13 protein-coding genes and 1 pseudogene are annotated in these 20,418 nt (G+C 72.5%); all 14 read left to right on the top strand.

What is annotated here, in order from left to right; genetic code table 11:
* Positions 1-273 precede the first annotated feature (273 nt).
* Positions 274-1,785: a bifunctional tetrahydrofolate synthase/dihydrofolate synthase gene (gene folC, locus ABT122_RS25915; RefSeq protein ID WP_351556906.1), complete on the top strand. Its 1,512-nt coding sequence runs from the start codon at positions 274-276 to the stop codon at positions 1,783-1,785.
* A 2-nt stretch (positions 1,786-1,787) separates the two neighbouring features.
* The gene (locus tag ABT122_RS25910; protein WP_351556903.1) at positions 1,788-2,132 is read left to right on the top strand and encodes a DUF4233 domain-containing protein; all 345 of its coding nucleotides are present in this window, start codon (positions 1,788-1,790) and stop codon (positions 2,130-2,132) included.
* Positions 2,133-2,269: 137 nt separating this feature from the next.
* Positions 2,270-2,683 carry a nucleoside-diphosphate kinase gene (gene ndk / locus ABT122_RS25905; protein WP_351556900.1) on the top strand — a complete coding sequence of 138 codons (414 nt, stop codon included), beginning with the start codon at positions 2,270-2,272 and terminating at the stop codon, positions 2,681-2,683.
* 252 nt (positions 2,684-2,935) lie between these two features.
* Entirely contained in the window at positions 2,936-3,955 is a 1,020-nt protein-coding gene (locus ABT122_RS25900; RefSeq protein ID WP_351556897.1) for a rod shape-determining protein, read from the top strand.
* A gap of 163 nt (positions 3,956-4,118) precedes the next feature.
* Complete coding sequence (mreC, locus tag ABT122_RS25895) at positions 4,119-5,201, top strand: rod shape-determining protein MreC (RefSeq protein WP_351556895.1); 1,083 nt, start codon at positions 4,119-4,121, stop codon at positions 5,199-5,201.
* Between the two features lie 13 nt (positions 5,202-5,214).
* Positions 5,215-5,880, top strand: coding sequence for a rod shape-determining protein MreD (gene mreD / locus ABT122_RS25890; protein WP_351556893.1), 666 nt, complete (start codon positions 5,215-5,217; stop codon positions 5,878-5,880).
* Positions 5,877-8,042: a penicillin-binding protein 2 gene (gene mrdA / locus ABT122_RS25885; RefSeq protein ID WP_351556891.1), complete on the top strand. Its 2,166-nt coding sequence runs from the start codon at positions 5,877-5,879 to the stop codon at positions 8,040-8,042. Before mreD ends, mrdA begins: the two co-directional genes overlap by 4 nt.
* Before the next feature lie 3 nt (positions 8,043-8,045).
* Complete coding sequence (gene rodA, locus ABT122_RS25880; RefSeq protein WP_351556888.1) at positions 8,046-9,248, top strand: rod shape-determining protein RodA; 1,203 nt, start codon at positions 8,046-8,048, stop codon at positions 9,246-9,248.
* Positions 9,249-9,298: 50 nt separating this feature from the next.
* The gene (locus ABT122_RS25875) at positions 9,299-10,822 is read left to right on the top strand and encodes a CYTH and CHAD domain-containing protein (RefSeq protein ID WP_351556885.1); all 1,524 of its coding nucleotides are present in this window, start codon (positions 9,299-9,301) and stop codon (positions 10,820-10,822) included.
* A gap of 97 nt (positions 10,823-10,919) precedes the next feature.
* Complete coding sequence (locus tag ABT122_RS25870; RefSeq protein ID WP_351556882.1) at positions 10,920-12,848, top strand: TIGR03960 family B12-binding radical SAM protein; 1,929 nt, start codon at positions 10,920-10,922, stop codon at positions 12,846-12,848.
* Between the two features lie 371 nt (positions 12,849-13,219).
* Complete coding sequence (locus ABT122_RS25865; RefSeq protein WP_351556879.1) at positions 13,220-13,972, top strand: hypothetical protein; 753 nt, start codon at positions 13,220-13,222, stop codon at positions 13,970-13,972.
* Positions 13,973-14,210: 238 nt separating this feature from the next.
* Positions 14,211-14,972, top strand: coding sequence for a TIGR03936 family radical SAM-associated protein (locus tag ABT122_RS25860; RefSeq protein ID WP_351556876.1), 762 nt, complete (start codon positions 14,211-14,213; stop codon positions 14,970-14,972).
* 277 nt (positions 14,973-15,249) lie between these two features.
* Positions 15,250-19,263 carry an Rne/Rng family ribonuclease gene (locus ABT122_RS25855; protein ID WP_351556873.1) on the top strand — a complete coding sequence of 1,338 codons (4,014 nt, stop codon included), beginning with the start codon at positions 15,250-15,252 and terminating at the stop codon, positions 19,261-19,263.
* 506 nt (positions 19,264-19,769) lie between these two features.
* Positions 19,770-20,340: pseudogene (locus ABT122_RS25850) on the top strand (Gfo/Idh/MocA family oxidoreductase); the annotation flags it as partial.
* Between the last annotated feature and the right edge of the window lie 78 nt (positions 20,341-20,418).

Below are 20,418 nucleotides of genomic sequence, written 5' to 3'. Positions count from 1 at the left end.
CGGACATGTTCGCGATCGACGGCAGCAACCATCTGCGGCTGTACGGAGGCACCGGCAACGGCTCGGTGGCCGCCTCCGTCGTGGCGGAGGGGCTGAGTGGACCCAGCCCGTCCGGCGCTTGAGGACGGACGCCGCGCCCCGGGGGGCCCGGGCATTCCAGCTCGTCCGGGGGCAGCTCCCGGGGAGATGGCGGACGGACCCCGTGCAACAGGACCCCGCGCACCGCGGGGCGGCCGGGAGGCCGGGGGGCGGGGGGCGCCTAGACTGGGGGGCGTGAGTGAGCATCCCGCCGACCGCCCCGCAGACCCCGACCGCTTCGACGAGATCATCGAAGCCGAGACCGACCGCGATCCCGACCTGGCGGTGATCGAGGCCGGCAGCCGCACCCTGCGCGCCCAGGCCGGAGCCCCCCAGCCCGACTCCGTCCCCGCCCGCCCCGCCGACCCCGAGGTCGACCGCGCCCTGCGCGCGGTCGAGGCGGATCTGGCGAACCGCTGGGGCGAGACCAAGCTCGACCCCTCGGTGACCAGGATCGCCGCGCTGATGGACGTCCTGGGCGAGCCGCAGCGCGCCTACCCCTCCATCCACATCACCGGCACCAACGGCAAGACCTCCACCGCCCGGATGATCGAGGCCCTGCTCTCCGCCTTCGAGCTGCGCACCGGCCGCTACACCTCCCCGCACGTGCAGTCGATCACCGAGCGCATCAGCCTCGACGGCGCCCCCATCGACCCCGAGCGCTTCATCTCCACGTACGAGGACATCAAGCCGTACGTCGAGATGGTCGACACGGCCCAGGAGTACCGGCTCTCCTTCTTCGAGGTGCTCACCGGAATGGCGTACGCCGCCTTCGCCGACGCCCCGGTGGACGCCGCCGTGGTCGAGGTCGGCATGGGCGGCACCTGGGACGCCACCAATGTGATCGACGCCTCCGTCGCCGTGGTCACCCCGATAGACCTGGACCACACCGACCGGCTCGGCTCCACCCCCGCCGAGATCGCGGTGGAGAAGTCCGGGATCATCAAGCAGGGCGCGACCGTGATCCTGGCGCAGCAGCCGGTGGACGCGGCCCAGGTGATGCTGAAGAAGGCCGTCGAGGTCGACGCCACCGTCGCCCGCGAGGGCATGGAGTTCGGGGTGGTCTCCCGCGAGGTCGCCGTCGGCGGCCAGCAGCTCACCCTGCGCGGCCTCGGCGGTGAGTACGGCGAGATCTTCCTCCCGCTCTACGGCGCCCACCAGGCGCACAACGCGGCGGTGGCCCTCGCGGCGGTCGAGGCGTTCTTCGGTGTCGGCGCGGACCACGCGCGGACCCTGGACGCGGACACCATCCGCAAGGCGTTCGCCGCCGTCTCCTCGCCCGGCCGGCTGGAGGTCGTGCGGCGCAGCCCCACGGTCGTGCTGGACGCGGCCCACAACCCGGCGGGCGCCCGGGCGGCGGCCGACGCCGTCACCGAGGCGTTCGGGTTCTCCCGGCTGATCGGGGTGGTCGGCGCGAGCGGCGAGAAGGATGTCCGGGGGCTGCTCGAAGCCTTCGAGCCGATCTTCGCCGAGGTGGTCGTCACCCAGAACTCCAGCCATCGCGCGCTGGACGCCGACACCCTCGCGGCCGTCGCCGTGGAGGTCTTCGGCGACGACCGGGTGGTGGTCGAGCCCCGGCTCGACGAGGCGATCGAGACGGCGATCACCCTCGCGGAGGAAGAGGCCGAGTACGCGGGCGCCGGGGTGCTGGTGACCGGCTCGGTGATCACGGTCGGGGAAGCCCGGCTGCTGCTCGGGAGGGGCTGACCATGCGCATGCTCTGTTCGTCCACGCTGATCGGCGAGTTCTTCATCGTCGCCTTCGCGGGTCTGGTCGCCATGAAGGACCCGGATCTGTCGACGGGCACGGTCTGGACGGTCTGCGGGATCGTCATGGCCCTGTCGGTCCTGCTCTGCGGGATGGTCACCCGCCCGGGCGGGGTGCAGCTCGGCTGGGCGCTCCAGATCGGTCTGGTGCTGAGCGGTTTCATCGTGCCCATCATGTTCTTCCTGGGCGCGTGCTTCGCGGGCCTGTGGTGGGCGTCCGTGCACTACGGCCGCAAGATCGACGAGGCGAAGGCCCGCTGGGCCGACCAGGCGCGCGTCCAGGCCTGAGTCCGCCTGAGCCCCGTCCGCGCGCGGCGGACGGCACCCGGTTGACCGGTGGTCAGGTCCGGGTGCCGCCCCCGGGGCGGCCCCCTGTAATCTCGGCTCACCGCACATGTGTATGCCTGCAAGGAGAGCCTCACACCATGACCCAGCGCACCCTCGTCCTCCTCAAGCCCGACGCGGTCCGGCGCAAGCTGGTCGGCGAGATCATCGGCCGGATCGAGGCCAAGGCCGGCTGGACCATCGGCGCGCTGGAGCTGCGCACGCTCGACCAGGAGACCCTGGAGCAGCACTACGGTGAGCACCGGGGCAAGCCGTTCTACGAGCCGCTGGTCGCGTTCATGGCCTCCGGCCCGGTCGTGGCGCTGATCGTCGAGGGCGAGCGGGTCATCGAGGGCGTGCGCAAGCTCGCGGGCCCCACCGACCCCATCGCGGCCGAGCCCGGCTCCATCCGGGGCGATTTCGGCACCATCGTCCGCGAGAACCTGATCCATGCCTCGGACTCCGAGGAGTCCGCCATTCGGGAACTGAAGATTTTCTTTCCGGGACTTTCCTGACCCCGCATCAGCCAAACAGCGCTCATGACCTGGGGCGACCGATGTAATTCGGTCGCCCTTCGGCATATGCGAACGCAATGCGGGAACGGATCGCTGCGACACCTCGTCACCTAAAGAGAGGTGGACCACCGCGCCGTGTCCGTGGAGGCGGCATTACGATGGAAGCCTCACGCCACAGCACCCACCTCGCCATCCTGAAAAGTCGTCAACGCTCGATTTGGGAAGGCCAGACGCATCCTCATGGGGAACAAAATGTCGTTCATCGGCCGTGACATGGCTGTCGACCTCGGGACCGCCAACACGCTGGTGTACGTCAGAGGCAAGGGGATCGTTCTCAACGAGCCGTCCGTCGTCGCCATCAACACCAACACCGGCGGCATTCTGGCGGTCGGCTCCGAGGCGAAGAAGATGATCGGCCGGACGCCGGGCAACATCGTTGCCGTCCGGCCGCTGAAGGACGGCGTCATCGCCGACTTCGAGATCACCGAGCGGATGCTCCGCTACTTCATCCTCAAGATCCACAAGCGCCGCTATCTCGCCCGCCCGCGCGTGGTCGTCTGTGTGCCCTCCGGTATCACGGGAGTCGAGCGCCGCGCGGTCATCGAGGCGTCGACCCAGGCCGGCGCCCGCCAGGTGCACATCATCGAGGAGCCCATGGCCGCGGCCATCGGCTCCGGCCTCCCGGTCCACGAGGCCACCGGCAATATGGTCGTCGACATCGGCGGCGGCACCACCGAGGTCGCCGTCATCTCGCTGGGCGGAATCGTCACCGCGCAGTCCATCCGGGTCGCCGGCGACGAACTGGACAACGCGATCATTCAGCACATCAAGAAGGAGTACTCGCTCCTGCTCGGTGAGCGCACCGCGGAACAGATCAAGATCACTATTGGTTCCGCCTACGACATGGACCAGGACGAGCACACCGAGATCCGCGGGCGCGACCTGGTGTCGGGGCTGCCGAAGACCGTGGTCATCTCGGCCGCCGAGGTCCGCAAGGCGATCGAGGAGCCGGTCAATTCCATCGTCGACGCCGTCAAGACCACCCTCGACAAGTGCCCGCCCGAGCTGTCGGGCGATGTGATGGACCGGGGCATCGTCCTCACCGGCGGCGGCGCCCTGCTGCGCGGACTCGACGAGCGGCTCCGCCGCGAGACCGGTATGCCCATCCACATCGCCGAGGACCCGCTGGACTCGGTGGCCCTCGGCTCCGGCAAGTGCGTGGAGGAGTTCGAGGCGCTGCAGCAGGTCCTCGACGCCCAGCCGCGCCGTTAGCCGTGCCGCCGGCCCCGCCGCCACGACCGGGGCGGGGCCCGGCCGTACCCCCCGGGCTCCCACGCCCCGGGGGGAACCCCTGTACGGGTGTCGGCCAACCCGTACGGCAGATCGTTGATATACAGACATCTCCATTCCTACGAGGAAGGCACGGCCGCCGCACGTGAGGGACACACGAGAGAGCCGTCTGCTCCTGGTGCTGCTGATCGCCATCGCGTTCGCTTTGATCACGGTGGACATCCGCGGGGGCGAGGACTCACCGATCGACGGCGCCCGGCAGGCAGCCGCCACCGTCTTCGGACCGGTGGAGAACGGCGTCGCGTCGGCGGTCAACCCGGTCGGCAACGCCATCGGGGCCGTACGGGACTCCGGCGAGCGCCATGACCGCATCAGCGTCCTGGAGCGGGAGAACGCGGAGCTGAGGGCCAGACTCGGCAGCGACGACCGGCACCGCAGCCGCGCCCGCGAGCTGGACAGGATGCTCAGGACGGCGGGCGCAGGACAGTACGGCATCAAGGGCGCCGAGGTCATCGCCATAGGAGCGGCCCAGGGCTTCTCCTGGACGGTCACCATCGACATCGGCTCCCGGGACGGCATCACGCGCGACATGACCGTCCTCAACGGGGACGGACTCGTCGGCCGGGTCACCACCGTGGGCCCGCACACCGCCACCGTCCTCCTCGCCAACGACCCCGACTTCGCCGTCGGCACCCGGATGGAGAAGAGCGACGAACTGGGCTTCGCCACCGGACAGGGCGACCGCCCGCTCTCGGTCCAGCTGCTCAACGGCAAGCACAAGGTGCGGAAGGGCGACCGTCTGGTCACCTTCGGCTCGCAGGCCGATAAGCCCTTCGTGCCGGGCGTCCCCATCGGTGAGGTGGTCCGCGTCGACCCCTCGGGCGGCGATCTGACCCGGACCATCTACGTCGACCCGTATGTCGGCTTCAGCAAGCTCGACATCGTCGGCGTCGTCGTCCAGGCCCCGCGCACCGACCCCCGGGACACCGTGCTGCCGGCCAAGCCCGCCGGGCCCCGGCCGACACCGACCGTCACGGTCACGGTCACCCCGAGCGGACCCGCCGGGCAGAACATCGCCGAGGCCCAGGGCGGCGACACCGGCCGGCTGCCGGACACCGGCCCGTCCTCCGGCACCGGCCAGGCCCCCGCGCCCGGCCGGAGCCCCGCCGCTCAGGCCCCCGGCGGCAGCCAGGCACCGGGCGCCCGCCCGACCCATGAGCAGCAGTAGGAGCTGATCCGTCATGCGAGTCAACCGGACGCTTCTCTCCACGGCCCTCGTCGTGGTCGCCCTCGTCCTCCAGGTCTCCGTACTCTCCCGGCTCCAGCTCCCCGGCGCCGTCCCCGATCTGCTGCTCCTCACCGTCCTCGGACTCGCCCTGGTCTACGGGCATGTCGCCGGCGCGTTCATCGGCTTCGGCGCCGGACTCCTCGCCGACCTCGCGCCCCCCGCCGACCACGCCGCGGGGCGGTACGCCCTGGTCCTGTGCGTCATCGGCTATCTGGTCGGCCTCGCCCGCCCCGAGAACGGCAGACTGAAGTCCGCCACCGTCCCCATGCTCGTGGTCGTCGCCGCCGCCGTCGGCTCCACCCTGCTGTACGCGGGCGTGGGCGCCCTCGTCGGTGACACCGCCGCCCGCCATGTGGGCCTCGGCAATCTGCTGTTCACCGCCGCTGTCTACGATCTGCTGCTGGCGCCGTTCACCGTGCCGTTCATCATGGCGCTGGCCCGCCGCACCGACAACGATCCGCTCGCCGACACCCAGAGCGGCGCCGGCGATGTCTCATCGGGGTGGCTCGCCTCCGGCACCGGGCTGCGCATCGGCACCCAGCGCGGCGGCATGCGCCTCAAGGCCGCGCGCAACCGGGCCGCCCGCGCCGGACGCATCAAGGGGGTCAAGCGACTGTGAGCAACATCCCGGAGACCGGCCGGACCCCACGGGTCCAGATCCGGCTCGTCGTCATCCAGGTCCTGGTCTTCTCGCTGCTGCTCACCCTCGGCGGGCGGCTGTGGTACCTCCAGATCCGCAACGGCCAGGAGTACACCGACGAGGCCAAGAACAACGGCGTGCAGCGTGTGGTCCAGCCCGCCGTCCGGGGCTCCATCCTCGACTCCCGGGGCGTCGCCCTCGCCGACAACGAGACCCGGCTCGTGGTCTCCGCCTCCCGCACCGAGCTGATGAAGATAAAGGACGACGGGAAGGCCGTGCTCGCCCGTCTCGCGGGCGTCCTCGGCATGTCGCCCAAGGAGGTCCAGGACAAGGTCAGGCTCTGCGACTCCAAGACCCCCAAGCCCTGCTGGAACGGCTCCCCCTACCAGCCGATCCCCGTCACCGACGAGGCCACCACGCAGCAGGCGCTCCAGATCCGCGAGCGCGCCGAGGACTTCCCCGGCATCACCGCCGAGCCCACCGCCGTCCGCCGCTACACGGCGCCCGGCAAGGCCAACACCGCCCAGGTGCTCGGCTATCTCTCCCCCGTCACCGACGCGGAGATCGAGAAGGCCAAGGACACCGAGTCCCCGTTCCTCCGCTCCGACCAGGTCGGCCGCTCCGGTCTGGAGCGCACCTACGACCACGCGCTGCGCGGCAAGGCCGGTGTCACCCGCTACGAGGTCGACAACCTCGGCCGGGTCATCGGCGAGGCCGACCGCGACAAGGCCCAGCCCGGCGCCAACCTCGTCACCTCCATCGACGCCCGTGTCCAGGCCGTCGCCGAGTACGAGCTGAACGAGGCGATGAAGGCCGCGCGCAAGGAGATCGACAAGAACAACACCGGGGTGAACTACAAGGCCGACGCGGGCGCCGTCGTGGTCATGGAGAACCGGACCGGCCGCGTCATCTCGATGGCCTCCCTGCCCACGTACGACCCCAACGCCTGGGTCGGCGGCATCTCCGGCAGGGACTACCAGCAGCTCACCGACAAGGCGTCCAACTACCCGCTGCTCAACCGGGGCATCCAGGGCCAGGCGGCGCCCGGCTCGATCTTCAAGGTGATCTCCTCCACCGCCGCCGTCAACGCGGGCTACGACTTCGACGCCAACTACCCCTGCCCCTCCTCCCTCTCCTTCGGCGGGCGCGAGTTCAAGAACTTCGAGTCCAAGGGGTACGGCTCCATCAACCTCGGCCGCGCCCTGGAGGTCTCCTGCGACACCGTCTACTACGGGCTCGCGCACCGCGAGTGGGTCAAGGACGGCGGCATCAACCCGAAGAAGGACCCCAAGGACTGGTTCTACCGCACCGCCCACCAGTTCGGTCTGGGCAAGAAGACCGGTATCGACCTCACCAGCGAGGTCCCCGGCCGGGTCCCCGACCGCCAGTGGAAGCAGAGCTACTGGGAGCAGCTCAAGGGCACCTGGTGCAAGGAGGGCAAGAAGGGCGGCAGCTACGTCGAGCAGATCGCGTACGAGAACTGCCTCGAAGGCAACCGGATGCGCGCCGGTGACTCCGTCAACTACTCCATCGGCCAGGGAGACACCCTCGTCACCCCGATACAGATGGCGACGATCTACGCGGCGATCTCCAACGGCGGCACGCTCTACCAGCCCACCGTCGGGCGGGCCGTGGTCAGCGCCGACGGCAGGGAGGTGACGGAGATCAGGCCGAAGCCGGCCGGCAAGCTCCCCATGGACACCGCCACCAACCGGAAGATAAACGACGCCCTCGCGGGGGTCGCGACCCGGGGCTCGGCCGCCTGGCGGTTCGGCGGCTGGCCGCAGGACGACATCCCGATGCACGCCAAGACCGGCACAGCGGAGGTCTACGGCAAGCAGACCACCTCGTGGTTCGCCTCGTACACCGACGACTACACCATCGTCATGACCATCTCCCAGGGCGGTACGGGCTCGGGCGCTTCGGGGCCCGCCGTCCGCAAGATCTACGAGGCGATGTACGGGCTCGACGAGAAGGGCACCCAGGATCTGAAGCGCGCCCTGCTGCCCGCCCCGCAGAAGGCGCTCCCGAGGATCGGCGCCGACGGCACCATCGACGCGCCCCGGATCAAGCCGTACCAGCCGCGCAAGCCGCTGGAAGAGAACCAGCAGCTCGCGGGGCCGCCCGCGCGAAGGGACTGAGGCATGGCCGGCACCAATGGCTTCTCCGTCTCCGGATACGGCCCCCGGCGCGACGGGCTCTGGTCCCAGCTCTCCGCCCGCGACTCGGTGGTCCGCCGGCTCGACTGGCCGCTGCTCCTCGCCGCCTTCCTGCTCTCCGGGATCGGCGCCCTGCTGGTCTGGTCGGCGACCCGCGGCCGGACCGAGCTGACCGGCGGCGACCCCTACGACTTCCTCTTCCGCCACATACTGAACACCGGTATCGGCATCGCGCTGATGATCGGCACCGTCTGGCTCGGCCACCGCACCCTGCGCGGCGCCGTCCCGGTCCTCTACGGGCTCTCCGTGCTGCTCATCCTGCTGGTGCTCACCCCGCTCGGCGCCACCATCAACGGCGCGCACGCCTGGATCGTCATCGGCGGCGGCTTCTCCATCCAGCCCTCCGAGTTCGTGAAGATCACGATCATTCTGGGGATGGCGATGCTGCTCGCCTCCCGGGTCGACGCCGGCGATCTCGCCCACCCCGACCACCGCACCGTCGCCAAGTCGCTGGGCATCGCCGTCCTGCCGATGGCGATCGTCATGCTGATGCCGGACCTCGGCTCGGTGATGGTGATGGTCGTCATCATGCTGGGCGTGCTGCTCGCCTCCGGGGCGTCCAACCGCTGGATTCTCGGGCTGATCGGCAGCGGAGTCGCGGGCGCCGTCCTCGTCACCGCCCTCGGTCTGCTGGACGAGTACCAGATCAACCGGTTCGCGGCCTTCGCCAACCCCGAACTCGACCCGGCCGGTGTCGGCTACAACACCAACCAGGCCCGGATCGCGATCGGCTCCGGCGGGCTGCTGGGCACCGGCCTCTTCAAGGGCTCCCAGACCACCGGCCAGTTCGTCCCCGAGCAGCAGACCGACTTCGTCTTCACCGTCGCCGGCGAGGAGCTGGGATTCGTCGGCGCCGGACTGATCCTCGTACTCCTCGGTGTGGTGCTCTGGCGGGCCTGCCGGATCGCCCGCGAGACCACCGAGCTGTACGGCACGATCGTCGCCGCCGGCATCATCGCCTGGTTCGCCTTCCAGTCCTTCGAGAACATCGGGATGACGCTCGGCATCATGCCCGTCGCCGGGCTGCCGCTGCCGTTCGTCTCCTACGGCGGCTCGTCGATGTTCGCCGTCTGGGTGGCGATCGGACTGCTCCAGTCGATCAGGGTGCAGCGGCCGATAACGGCATAAGTGCTGGTGTGGGGGTCCCGTCGGCAGGCTTCGCGAACTAGATTCGGTGCATGGCGGACACCAAGCGCGAAATCGAGCGGAAGTACGAAGCCACCCCCGAGACCCGGCTCCCCGATCTGACCGGGACGGCCGGGGTCTCGGCCGTCGCCGCGCAGGACACGGCCGAGCTGGACGCGGTCTACTACGACACGGACGATCTACGGCTCGCCGCGGCCTCCATCACCCTGCGCCGGCGCACCGGCGGCGGCGACGCGGGGTGGCACCTCAAACTGCCCGTCGCCCCCGGGGTACGGGACGAGATCGCCGCCCCCCTCTCCTGGCAGCTCCCGCGCCCCCTCCAGGGCCTGATCAGGGCCCGGGTCCGGCAGGCCCCGGTCAGCCCCGTGGTGCGGCTGCGCTCCACCCGCGAACTCCACCATCTCCTCGACGCCGACGGCACGCTCCTCGCCGAGCTGAGCCGGGACGCCGTCCGCGCCCAGCGGCTGAGCGGCGGCGACACGGAGGCCGCCTGGGACGAGATCGAGGTCGAGCTGGCGGACGGGGCCGACCCCAAGGTCCTCGACCGGATCGACAAACAGATGCGCAAGGCCGGTCTGGTGCCCGCCACCGCCCCGTCGAAGCTGGCCCGGGCGCTGGAGGAGACCGGTTTCACCGCCGATCCGGCCGTGGCACCGGCCGCGCCGGACGGCACCGACGCGGGCGGCCACATCCTCGCCTACCTCCGTGAGCAGGCCGCGGCGCTGCTCGCCCACGACCCCGGGGTGCGGCGCGACCTCCCCGACGCCGTCCACCAGATGCGCGTCGCCACCCGGCGGCTGCGCAGCGCCTTCCGCACCTACCGCAAGATCCTCGACCGCACGGTGACCGACCCGCTCGGCGAGGAGCTGAAGTGGCTGGCCGGAGAGCTGGGGGTCGCCCGTGACCAGGAGGTTCTCGCCGAACGGCTGCGCGAGCGGATCGACGCCCTGCCGCGCACCCTGCTGCTGGGCCCGGTGCGCGGCCGGCTCCGCATCTGGTCCGTCGCCCAGGGCTCGGGCGCCCGCCGCCGAGCCGTCGCCACCCTCGACAGCCCCCGCTATCTGGCCCTGCTGGACGCCCTGGACGCGCTGCTGGCCCACCCGCCGCGGCTCAGGGCCGCGTCCGGCGCCCCGGGCACGGTCCTCCCCAAGGCGCTGGTGAAGGAGTACGAGCGGCTGGCGGCCCGGGTCGGCAGCGCGCTGGACCTCGCCCCGGGCCCGGAGCGCGATCTGGCCCTGCACGACGCCCGCAAGGCCGCCAAGCGCGCCCGGTACGCGGGCGAGGCGGCGACCCCCGCGCTCGGCCGCCCCGCCAAGCGGTTCGCCAAGCGGATGAAGGCCGTGCAGACCGTGCTCGGCGACCACCAGGACAGTGTGGTGGCCCGCGACACCCTGCGGCATCTGGCGGTCCTGGCGCACGCGGCGGGGGAGTCCGCCTTCACCTGGGGACTGCTGTTCGGACAGGAGCAGCGCGCGGCCGCCGACCGCGAGCGGGAGCTGCCCGGGGTGTGGGCCGAGGCCGCCGATCCGCGGCTCCGCGAGGACCTCGGCGGCTGACCGCGCGGCCCCGGCCGGGTCCCGGGCCGTGCGGGGGCGGCTCTCCGGCGCGTTACGCTGGGGAGTCGCCCCCTTGCCAGCTCACGAAAGTCCCGAGATGTCTGCTGCTGAGTCGGTCTTCCCACAGCTCGAAGCTCTGCTCCCGCATGTGCAGAAGCCCATCCAGTACGTCGGAGGTGAGCTGAACTCCACCGTCAAGGAGTGGGACGCGTGCGAGGTGACCTGGGCGCTCATGTACCCGGACGCGTACGAGGTCGGCCTCCCCAACCAGGGCGTCATGATCCTCTACGAGGTGCTCAACGAGCGCGAGGGCGTCCTCGCCGAGCGCACCTACAGCGTCTGGCCCGACCTCGAAGAGCTGATGCGCGAGCACGGCGTGCCCCAGTTCACCGTGGACTCGCACCGGCCCGTCGGCGCCTTCGACGTCTTCGGCCTCAGCTTCTCCACCGAGCTGGGCTACACCAATATGCTCACCGCCCTCGATCTCGCGGGCATCCCGCTGGAGGCGCGGAACCGCACGGTGGACCACCCGATCGTCCTCGCGGGCGGCCACGCGGCCTTCAACCCCGAGCCGATCGCCGAGTTCATCGACTGCGCCGTCATCGGCGACGGCGAGCAGGCCGTTCTCGACATCACCGAGATCGTCCGCGCCTGGAAGGCGGAGGGCCGCCCCGGTGGGCGCGAGGAGGTGCTGCTGCGGCTCGCGAAGACCGGCGGGGTCTATGTCCCCGGTTTCTACGACGTCGAGTATCTGCCCGACGGCCGGATCGGCCGGGTCGTGCCCAACCGCTCGGGCGTCCCGTGGCGGGTCTCCAAGCACACCGTCATGGACCTGGACGAGTGGCCCTACCCCAAGCAGCCCCTCGTCCCCCTCGCCGAGACCGTCCACGAGCGGATGTCCGTCGAGATCTTCCGCGGCTGCACCCGCGGCTGCCGTTTCTGCCAGGCCGGCATGATCACGCGCCCCGTGCGGGAGCGAAGCATCACCGGCATCGGCGAGATGGTCGAGAAGGGTCTCAAGGCGACCGGCTTCGAGGAGGTGGGACTGCTCTCGCTCTCCAGCGCCGACCACTCCGAGATCGGCGATGTCGCCAAGGGCCTCGCCGACCGGTACGAGAAGGACAAGATCGGCCTCTCCCTCCCCTCCACCCGGGTCGACGCCTTCAATGTCGACCTCGCCAACGAGCTGACCCGCAACGGCCGCCGCTCCGGGCTCACCTTCGCGCCCGAGGGCGGCTCCGAGCGGATGCGCAAGGTCATCAACAAGATGGTCTCGGAGGAGGATCTGATCCGCACCGTCGCCACCGCGTACGGCAACGGCTGGCGGCAGGTGAAGCTGTACTTCATGTGCGGCCTCCCCACCGAGACCGACGAGGACGTCCTCCAGATCGGGGACATGGCGGTGAATGTCATCGCCAAGGGCCGCGAGGTCTCCGGCTCCCAGGACATCCGCTGCACCGTCTCCATCGGCGGCTTCGTCCCCAAGCCGCACACCCCCTTCCAGTGGGCCCCGCAGCTCAGCGCCGAGGACACCGACGCCCGGCTCACCAAGCTCCGTGACAAGATCCGCGGCGACAAGAAGTACGGCCGCTCCATCGGCTTCCGCTACCACGACGGCAAGCCGGGCATCGTCGAGGGCCTGCTCTCGCGCGGCGACCGCCGCGTCGGCTCCGTCATCCGCGCCGTCTACGAGGACGGCGGGCGCTTCGACGGCTGGCGCGAGCACTTCTCGTACGACCGCTGGATGGCCTGCGCCGACAAGACCCTCCCCGAGTACGGGGTGGACGTCGACTGGTACACCACCCGGGAGCGCACCTACGAGGAGGTGCTGCCCTGGGACCACCTGGACTCCGGTCTGGACAAGGACTGGCTCTGGGAGGACTGGCAGGACGCCCTCGACGAGACCGAGGTCGAGGACTGCCGCTGGACGCCGTGCTTCGACTGCGGGGTCTGCCCGCAGATGGACACCCACATCCAGATCGGCCCCACCGGCAAGAAGCTGCTGCCGCTCACCGTCGTCAAGTAGCCGCACCACAGGGCCCGGTCACCGCGCGTATCCGGTGGCCGGGCCTCTCCGTGCCCCGCGCCATGGGCCGATGCCGCGGCTGATCATCCCCGGCACCCGTGTCCACGCCTCACCCCGTTCCCGCGCGCGGAGGGCGGGTCATGTCGGCCACGCCGTCCGCCCGTCGGCCCGCCGCCGGGGTCACGCCACCGCGCTGCTCCGGGATTCCCTTCCGTACGCCCGCGAGCCGGGCATACAGTCCGTACTGATCACCGCGACACGGGCAGCACCGGTTCGCGCGAGGCCACGGGGCCGGCGGCGGAGTCCTGGAGCACGAACGGGACGGCAAGCGCCGCTACTGGATCAGCACATCCCACCAGCTGTGAGGCGCCATGGCCGACCGACCCGCCGCGACGATGAGCAGCCGTTCCGGCGCGCCGCCCGAAGGGTGTCTGGCGACCGCGATACGGATACCCGTACGGCTGGTGGCGCTGATCGTCGTCGTGCCCCTGCGGGTGCTCTGGGATCTGCTCACCGTCATCGGCCGGGCCCTGAGACCGGTCCTGCGGTGGGGGTACGAGAATCTGCTCGTCCCGCTCGGCCGCGCGCTCCGGCAGGTGCTCGTCCTCACCGCGAGGCTGCTGGTGGTGTGGCCCTGGCGGTATCTGCTGGTGCCGCTCTGGACCCGCGGCGTGGCCCGGCCGCTCTCCTGGCTGTGGACGCATGTGCTCCGGTACCTCCTGGTGGTGCCGCTGATCCGGCTCTGGCAGTGGGTGCTGGTGCCGGCCGGGCGGGGGATCGCCTGGGTGGTCGAGAACGCCGTCGTCCCGCCGCTGCGGCTGCTCTGGCGGCATGTGCTGCGGCCCCTCGGCCGGGAGGTCCTCGCCGCCCTCAAGGCGGCCTGGCGGATCGGGGGGCATGTCTCCCGGGCGGTCGGCACCGTCCTGAAGTGGCTCCTCTGGTACCCGGTGCGCTGGACCTACCGGCATGTGTGCACACCCGTCGGCCATGTTCTGCGCGATCTGTGGCGCCCCGTCGGCGCGGCGCTCCGTTCGGCCCGGGCCACCGCGCGGGAGGCCGGGCGGGCGGCCTGGCGGAGCCTGGGCGGCGGGGCGCGCGGGCGGGGCGGTCCGGGAGGCCGGTGACGGGCTCCGGCCGAGCCCGGGGAACCTTGGACGCCCGCGGCGCGTACTCTGGGTAGTACAACGACTGTCCCCGGCGCGGCGGCCGGGCCCGAGGTCTCCCTCCACCAGCGGGGGTGAGCCGGGCCGGCCCGCACGGGGCGAACCGCCTTCCGAGGGCGGCGCCACCAGCGCCGTCCCGCACCGAGGAGAAGAACCACTGGGCAAGCGACAGCCCGAAGGCCCGCCGCCCGCACCCGCGGTGCAGCGCATCCGACTGCGCTACACCAAGCGTGGCCGCCTCCGGTTCACCAGCCACCGTGACTTCCAGCGCGCCTTCGAGCGGGCGCTGCGGCGTGCCGAGGTGCCCATGGCGTACTCGGCGGGCTTCACCCCGCACCCGAAGGTGTCGTACGCCAATGCCGCACCCACCGGCACGGGCAGCGAGGCCGAGTATCTGGAGATCGCCCTCACCGAGCACCGCGACCCCGCGACCCTGCGGGAGCTGCTCAACGAGTCGCTGCCGAGCGGGCTCGACGTCACCGACGCCGTGGAGGCCCGCACCCCGGGCCTCGCCGACCGGCTCACCGGCTCCGAGTGGGAGCTGCGGCTGGACAAGGTGGCGCCGGCGGACGCGGAGCGGGCCGTCGCGGCCTTCCTCGCGGCGGAGACCGTCGAGGTCCAGCGCAGAACGAAGAACGGCATGCGGACCTTCGACGCCCGCCCGGCCGTGGCCGAGCTGCGGGTGGTGCCGCCACAGCCTGATAGGCCCGTGGACGGCCCCTGTGCGATACTGCGGCTGGTTGTTCGGCACGTAACACCTGCCGTGCGACCCGACGACGTCCTGTCCGGTCTCCGCGCTGTGGCCGACCTGGCGCCGCCGGTCCCCGCAGCGGTGACCAGGCTGGCGCAGGGGCTCTTCGACGAGGAGACCGGCACGGTGACCGACCCGCTCGCGCTCGACCGCGAGGCAGTTCCGGCCGCCACACCCACGGCCGTCGGATCGGCCTCCCCCCAGTCCTGACCCGGGGGGTCCCCACGCAGGCGGGGTGTTTCCGGTCCCGCCGCGCTCACAGGCAGTCGTTGCAGCACGGCCCTGGTACTCGGGAGCCACCTGAGTCGGGCCGCGCGAAACCACAAAAGACTTTCGCCAGGCCGTGCGTACATCGCGCACGGAACCGGCGGGCCAGACACAACAGCTCCCGTGCGGCGCCCACGCCCCGGACGGCACCACCGCGCGACGCGCGGCCGTGCCGTGCGGTAGGCCCGGCGCCCGGGAGCGTGACGGGAGAACCGCCCGCATGCACGAGCTGAACGAACCCGGTACCACCGGGGACACCAACGAGGACCAGAACAACAGCCCCAGCGACACGCTGCCCCCGCGCCGCCGTCGCCGGGCCGCTTCCCGCCCGGCGGGACCGCCGGGAGGCGCGGCCGAGACCGCGGCACCGGCCGCCGAGGCCGCTCCCGCCGCCGAGACCGCTCCGGTCGAAGAGGCCGCTGAGGCTGTGGAGGAGGCTCCGGCGCCGCGTGCGCGTCGTCGTGCGACGCGTAAGGCGACGGCGCCCGCTGGTGCGGCGCAGGGTGAGGAGTCGGAGGCGGCTGAGGCTGTTGCGGCGCCTGCTCGTAAGCGTCGTACCGCCGCCGCTGCGGCTGCTCCGGTGGAGGAGGCCGCTCCGGTCGAAGAGGCTGCTGAGGCTGTGGAGGAGGCTCCGGCGCCGCGTGCGCGTCGTCGTGCGACGCGTAAGGCGACGGCGCCCGCTGGTGCGGCGCAGGGTGAGGAGTCGGAGGCGGCTGAGGCTGTTGCGGCGCCTGCTCGTAAGCGTCGTACCGTCGCCGCTGCGGCTGCTCCGGTGGAGGAGGCCGCTGAGGCTGTGGAGGAGACTCCCGCGCCGCGTGCCCGCCGCCGTGCCACCCGTGCGGTGAGCACCCCCGAGCCCGTCGCCGCCGAGATCCCGGCCGAGGACGACGAGGCCGAGGAGGCCGAGGAGACCGCGGAGACCGAGGAGGTCACCGCGACCGCCGAGGCCCCCGAGGCCGCCCCCGCGCCCCGCGCCCGGCGCCGCGCCACCCGCGGGGCATCCGCCCCCGCCGTGGCCGCCGAGCCCGCCGCGTCCGCCGAACCGGTGGAGCCCGTGGAGCAGCCCGCACCCGCCGCCCCGGTGGAGGAGGCCGCTCCGGCGCCCCGTGCCCGCCGTCGCGCCACCCGTGGCGCCTCCGCGCCGGCCGCCGAGGCCGCCCAGGCTCCGGAGGCCCCCGAGGCCGCCGCCGTGGAGTCCTCCGACACGGAGGCCGACGCGGGACCGCGCAGGCGCCGCCGCGCGACCCGTGCCGTGAGCGCGCCCGCCGAGCCCACGGCTCCCGTCCAGCGCGAGGAGCCCGCCGCGAGCGCGCCCGCCGCGCCCGCCGCCGAGCCGGTCGCCGCCACCCGTGGCCGTGGCCGCAGGCGCGCCGCGTCCCCCGAGTTCACCGCCCAGCCGGCCCGGGACACCGAATCGCCGCGCGCCCGCCGCGCCGCGCGTCCCGCCGTCGCCGTCTTCCAGGCCCCGGTCTTCACCGAGCCGATGTTCCAGACCCCGGAGACGGCCGCCGCCGCTGCCGCCGCGGCCGCGGTCCCCGACGAGGAGCCCGTGGAGGAGCCGGCGGTCCAGGAGACCCAGCCGGTGCGGGAGCCCCGGCAGCAGCCCGCCGCCGAGCAGGCCGCCGAGCCCGCCGGGCGCCGGCGCCGCCGCCGCCGTGGTGAGAGCGCCGAGCAGCCGGTCGCCGAGGCCGCGCCCGCGCCCGCCGCTCCGGTCGAGGCGCCCGCCGCCGAGGAGCCCGCCGAGGACGAGGCCGACCAGCCGGCCGAGCCCGCCGGCGGCGAGGACCACGACGAGTACGAGGACCGCCCCTCGCGCCGCCGCCGCCGCGGTGGCCGCCGCCGTCGCCGGGGCGAGGCCCCCGACGCCGACGAGTCCGGCGACGAGCCGTCGGACGAGCACGCCTCCGACGACGCCCCGGACGAGGAGCAGGACGACGAGGACGAGCACGCCGCCGGCAGCTCCAGCAGCCGTCGCCGCCGCCGTCGCCGCCGTCGCAGCGGTGAGCCGGCGGGCGACGAGAACAACGGCGTCAGCGACCCGGAGCGCACGGTCGTCAAGGTCCGTGAGCCGCGCGCCGCCCGCTCCCGTGGCGACGAGCCGTCGGACGAGGTGCAGTCCATCAAGGGCTCCACCCGTCTGGAGGCGAAGAAGCAGCGCCGCCGCGAGGGCCGCGAGCAGGGCCGCCGCCGGGTGCCGATCATCACCGAGGCCGAGTTCCTCGCGCGCCGCGAGGCCGTCGAGCGGGTGATGGTCGTCCGCCAGAGCGGCGAGCGCACCCAGATCGGTGTCCTGGAGGACAACGTCCTGGTCGAGCACTACGTCAACAAGGAGCAGGCGACCTCGTACGTCGGCAATGTCTACCTGGGCAAGGTGCAGAACGTACTGCCGTCCATGGAGGCCGCGTTCGTCGACATCGGCAAGGGCCGCAACGCCGTGCTCTACGCCGGTGAGGTCAACTTCGAGGCGCTCGGCATGGCCCACGGGCCGCGCCGGATCGAGGCCGCGCTCAAGTCCGGCCAGTCCGTGCTCGTCCAGGTGACGAAGGACCCGATCGGCCACAAGGGCGCCCGGCTCACCAGCCAGGTCTCCCTGCCCGGCCGCTACCTGGTCTATGTCCCCGAGGGCTCGATGACCGGGATCAGCCGCAAGCTGCCCGACACCGAGCGCGCCCGGCTGAAGACCATCCTCAAGAAGATCGTCCCCGAGGACGCGGGCGTCATCGTGCGCACCGCGGCCGAGGGAGCCAGCGAGGACGAGCTGCGCCGCGATGTCGAGAGGCTCCAGGCGCAGTGGGAGGACATCCAGAAGAAGGCCAAGAGCGGCAACGCCCCGACGCTGCTCTACGGCGAGCCGGACATGACCGTCCGGGTCGTCCGGGACATCTTCAACGAGGACTTCTCCAAGGTCATCGTCAGCGGTGACGAGGCGTGGCAGACCATCCACGGCTATGTCGCGCATGTCGCCCCCGACCTCTCCGACCGCCTCCAGCGGTGGACGAGCGAGGTCGATGTCTTCGCGACGTACCGCATCGACGAGCAGCTGATGAAGGCGCTGGACCGCAAGGTCTGGCTGCCCTCGGGCGGTTCGCTGGTCATCGACAAGACCGAGGCCATGATCGTGGTCGACGTCAACACCGGGAAGTTCACCGGCCAGGGCGGCAACCTGGAGGAGACCGTCACCAGGAACAACCTGGAGGCGGCCGAGGAGATCGTCCGCCAGCTGCGGCTGCGCGACCTCGGGGGGATCGTCGTGGTCGACTTCATCGACATGGTCCTGGAGTCCAACCGCGACCTGGTGATGCGCCGGCTGCTGGAGTGCCTGGGCCGGGACCGCACCAAGCACCAGGTCGCCGAGGTGACCTCGCTGGGTCTGGTCCAGATGACCCGCAAGCGGGTGGGCCAGGGGCTGCTGGAGTCCTTCTCCGAGACCTGTGTCCACTGCAACGGCCGTGGTGTGATCGTGCACATGGAGCAGCCGACCTCCGTCGGCGGCGGCGGGGGCGGTGGCGGCAAGCGCTCGAAGAAGCGCGGCCGCGGCGGCTCCGAGCACACCGAGCACGACCACGCCCAGGAGCACGAGGACACCGGCCGCGCCGAGCACGCCGAGACCGAGGCCGAGACCGAGGCGGAGGTCGCCGCGGAGGTGGCGGCGCCGACCGCGCTGCCCGAGCCCGCGTTCGTCCCGGACGAGGATCTGTACAGCAGCGCCGCCGAGGCGGAGGCCGCCGCGCTGCGCGGCCGTGGCCGCCGCCGGGCGACCCGCAGGGCGTCGGCTCCGGCCGGTGCGCCGAGGGCCGCCGAGCCGGAGGTCGTGATCGAGGCCAAGCCGGAGCCGGAGCCCGCGCCGCAGAGCGCGCCGGAGCCGGAGCCGGAGCCCGCCGCTGTCGTGGCCGACGCCGCCCCGCCGAGGGCCCGTCGCCGGGCGACCCGCAAGGTCTCCGCGCCGGCCGGTTCGCCCTCGGGTTCGGCGGACGCGGCGGTCGTCGTGGTCGACACCCCGGTGGAGTCCGCGCCCGAGGCCGAGCCGGAGCCCGAGGCTCCGGCCAAGAAGGCGGTCCGCAAGACCGCCGCCAAGAAGGCCACGGCGAAGAAGGCCGCCACCAAGAAGACGGCGGCCAAGACCACGGCCAAGAAGACGGCGGCGAAGAAGACGACCGCCAAGAAGGCCGCGAAGAAGACGGTCGCGGCCGAGCAGCAGGCGCCGTCGTCGGTCTCGGCCCCCACCGAGGGCTGACCGTCCGGTCCGGTCCCGACTGCCGTGCCCCCGCCCCGTACTCCGGGTCGGGGGCGCGGTGCGTGTGCGGCGTCGGGGCGGGTTGCTGGGCAGGTGGTGTCGTTGTTGGTTTCCGCTCCGGCCGAGGGCTGATCGTCCGGTCCGGTCCCGACTGCCGTGCCCCCGCCCCGTGCTCGGGGTCGGGGGCGCGGTGCGTGTGCGGCGTCGGGGCCGCTTCGTCCACCGCGCCGAGCCGCCGCGTTCCGGCCCGCCGCGCGCGCCCCGCGCCCCCTTCGCCGGGACCGCGAGCGCTCGCCCTTCACCCTCGGGCCGTACGGCCCGACCGCCCGACCGCCCGACCGCCCGACCGCCGTACGGGCCGCCCGTGCGGCCGAACGGTTGACGCGCCGGGTTGACGGGGCGTTCGCGTTGCGCCGATGGGGTGTGCCCGGCCTCGTGAGACATCCCCGGCCCCCTCCCCCTCCTGCACGATGGCACTGCCGCGATCAAGGAGGGCGTCCATGACGTACCAGGTGGTGACCCGCCGTCAGGGCCCCTTCCCGCACCGGATCGCCGCGGTCGGGGTGGTCAAGGACCCGGCCACCCACGACATCGGCCTCGCCGGCCGGGTGACCGGACAGGAGTACGCCTCGGTCGCGGCGCGCACGGTCCCCACGTCGGGCCGTCCGCACGAGGACATGGTCTCGGTGGTCGGCCGCCTCCGCGACGGCACCATGGCCGGCCATCTGGTGAACCGGCTCGGCCCGCTGAAGGAACGCTTCATCTCGGTCACCGCCGAGAAGGGCTGCTTCGTCGCCGATCCCGCCCCCCCACTCCCACGCCGCGCGGGCCACCGGGTGGGAGGCGCTCCGGGTGTTCCGGGGGGTCTGTGAGGGCGACATGATCCGGTACGCCATCGCCGAGCGGGACCCCTTCCTCGTCGAGCACGAACTGTTCCGGGACGCGGTGCTCGGCGGCCCCGCCGACCTCTGCGCCCTGCGCCGGGGGCCGCGGACGGTGGAGGTCGCGGTGGCCGTGCCGGAGTCCGCCGCCCACGGCCGTACGGTCGACCTCCCCGCCTCCGCAGCGGCCGGGTAGGCGGAGCGCCGTGGCCACCGCCGAGCCCCGCGACGGGAAGCCCGGGGATTCCGGGAAGCCCTCCGCCGCCGCTCCGGA

This window comes from Streptomyces sp. NPDC001985 (assembly GCF_040296845.1).
In the GTDB taxonomy this organism is placed as follows: Bacteria; Actinomycetota; Actinomycetes; order Streptomycetales; family Streptomycetaceae; genus Streptomyces.
This window is presented reverse-complemented; position numbering and strand designations above follow the sequence as displayed.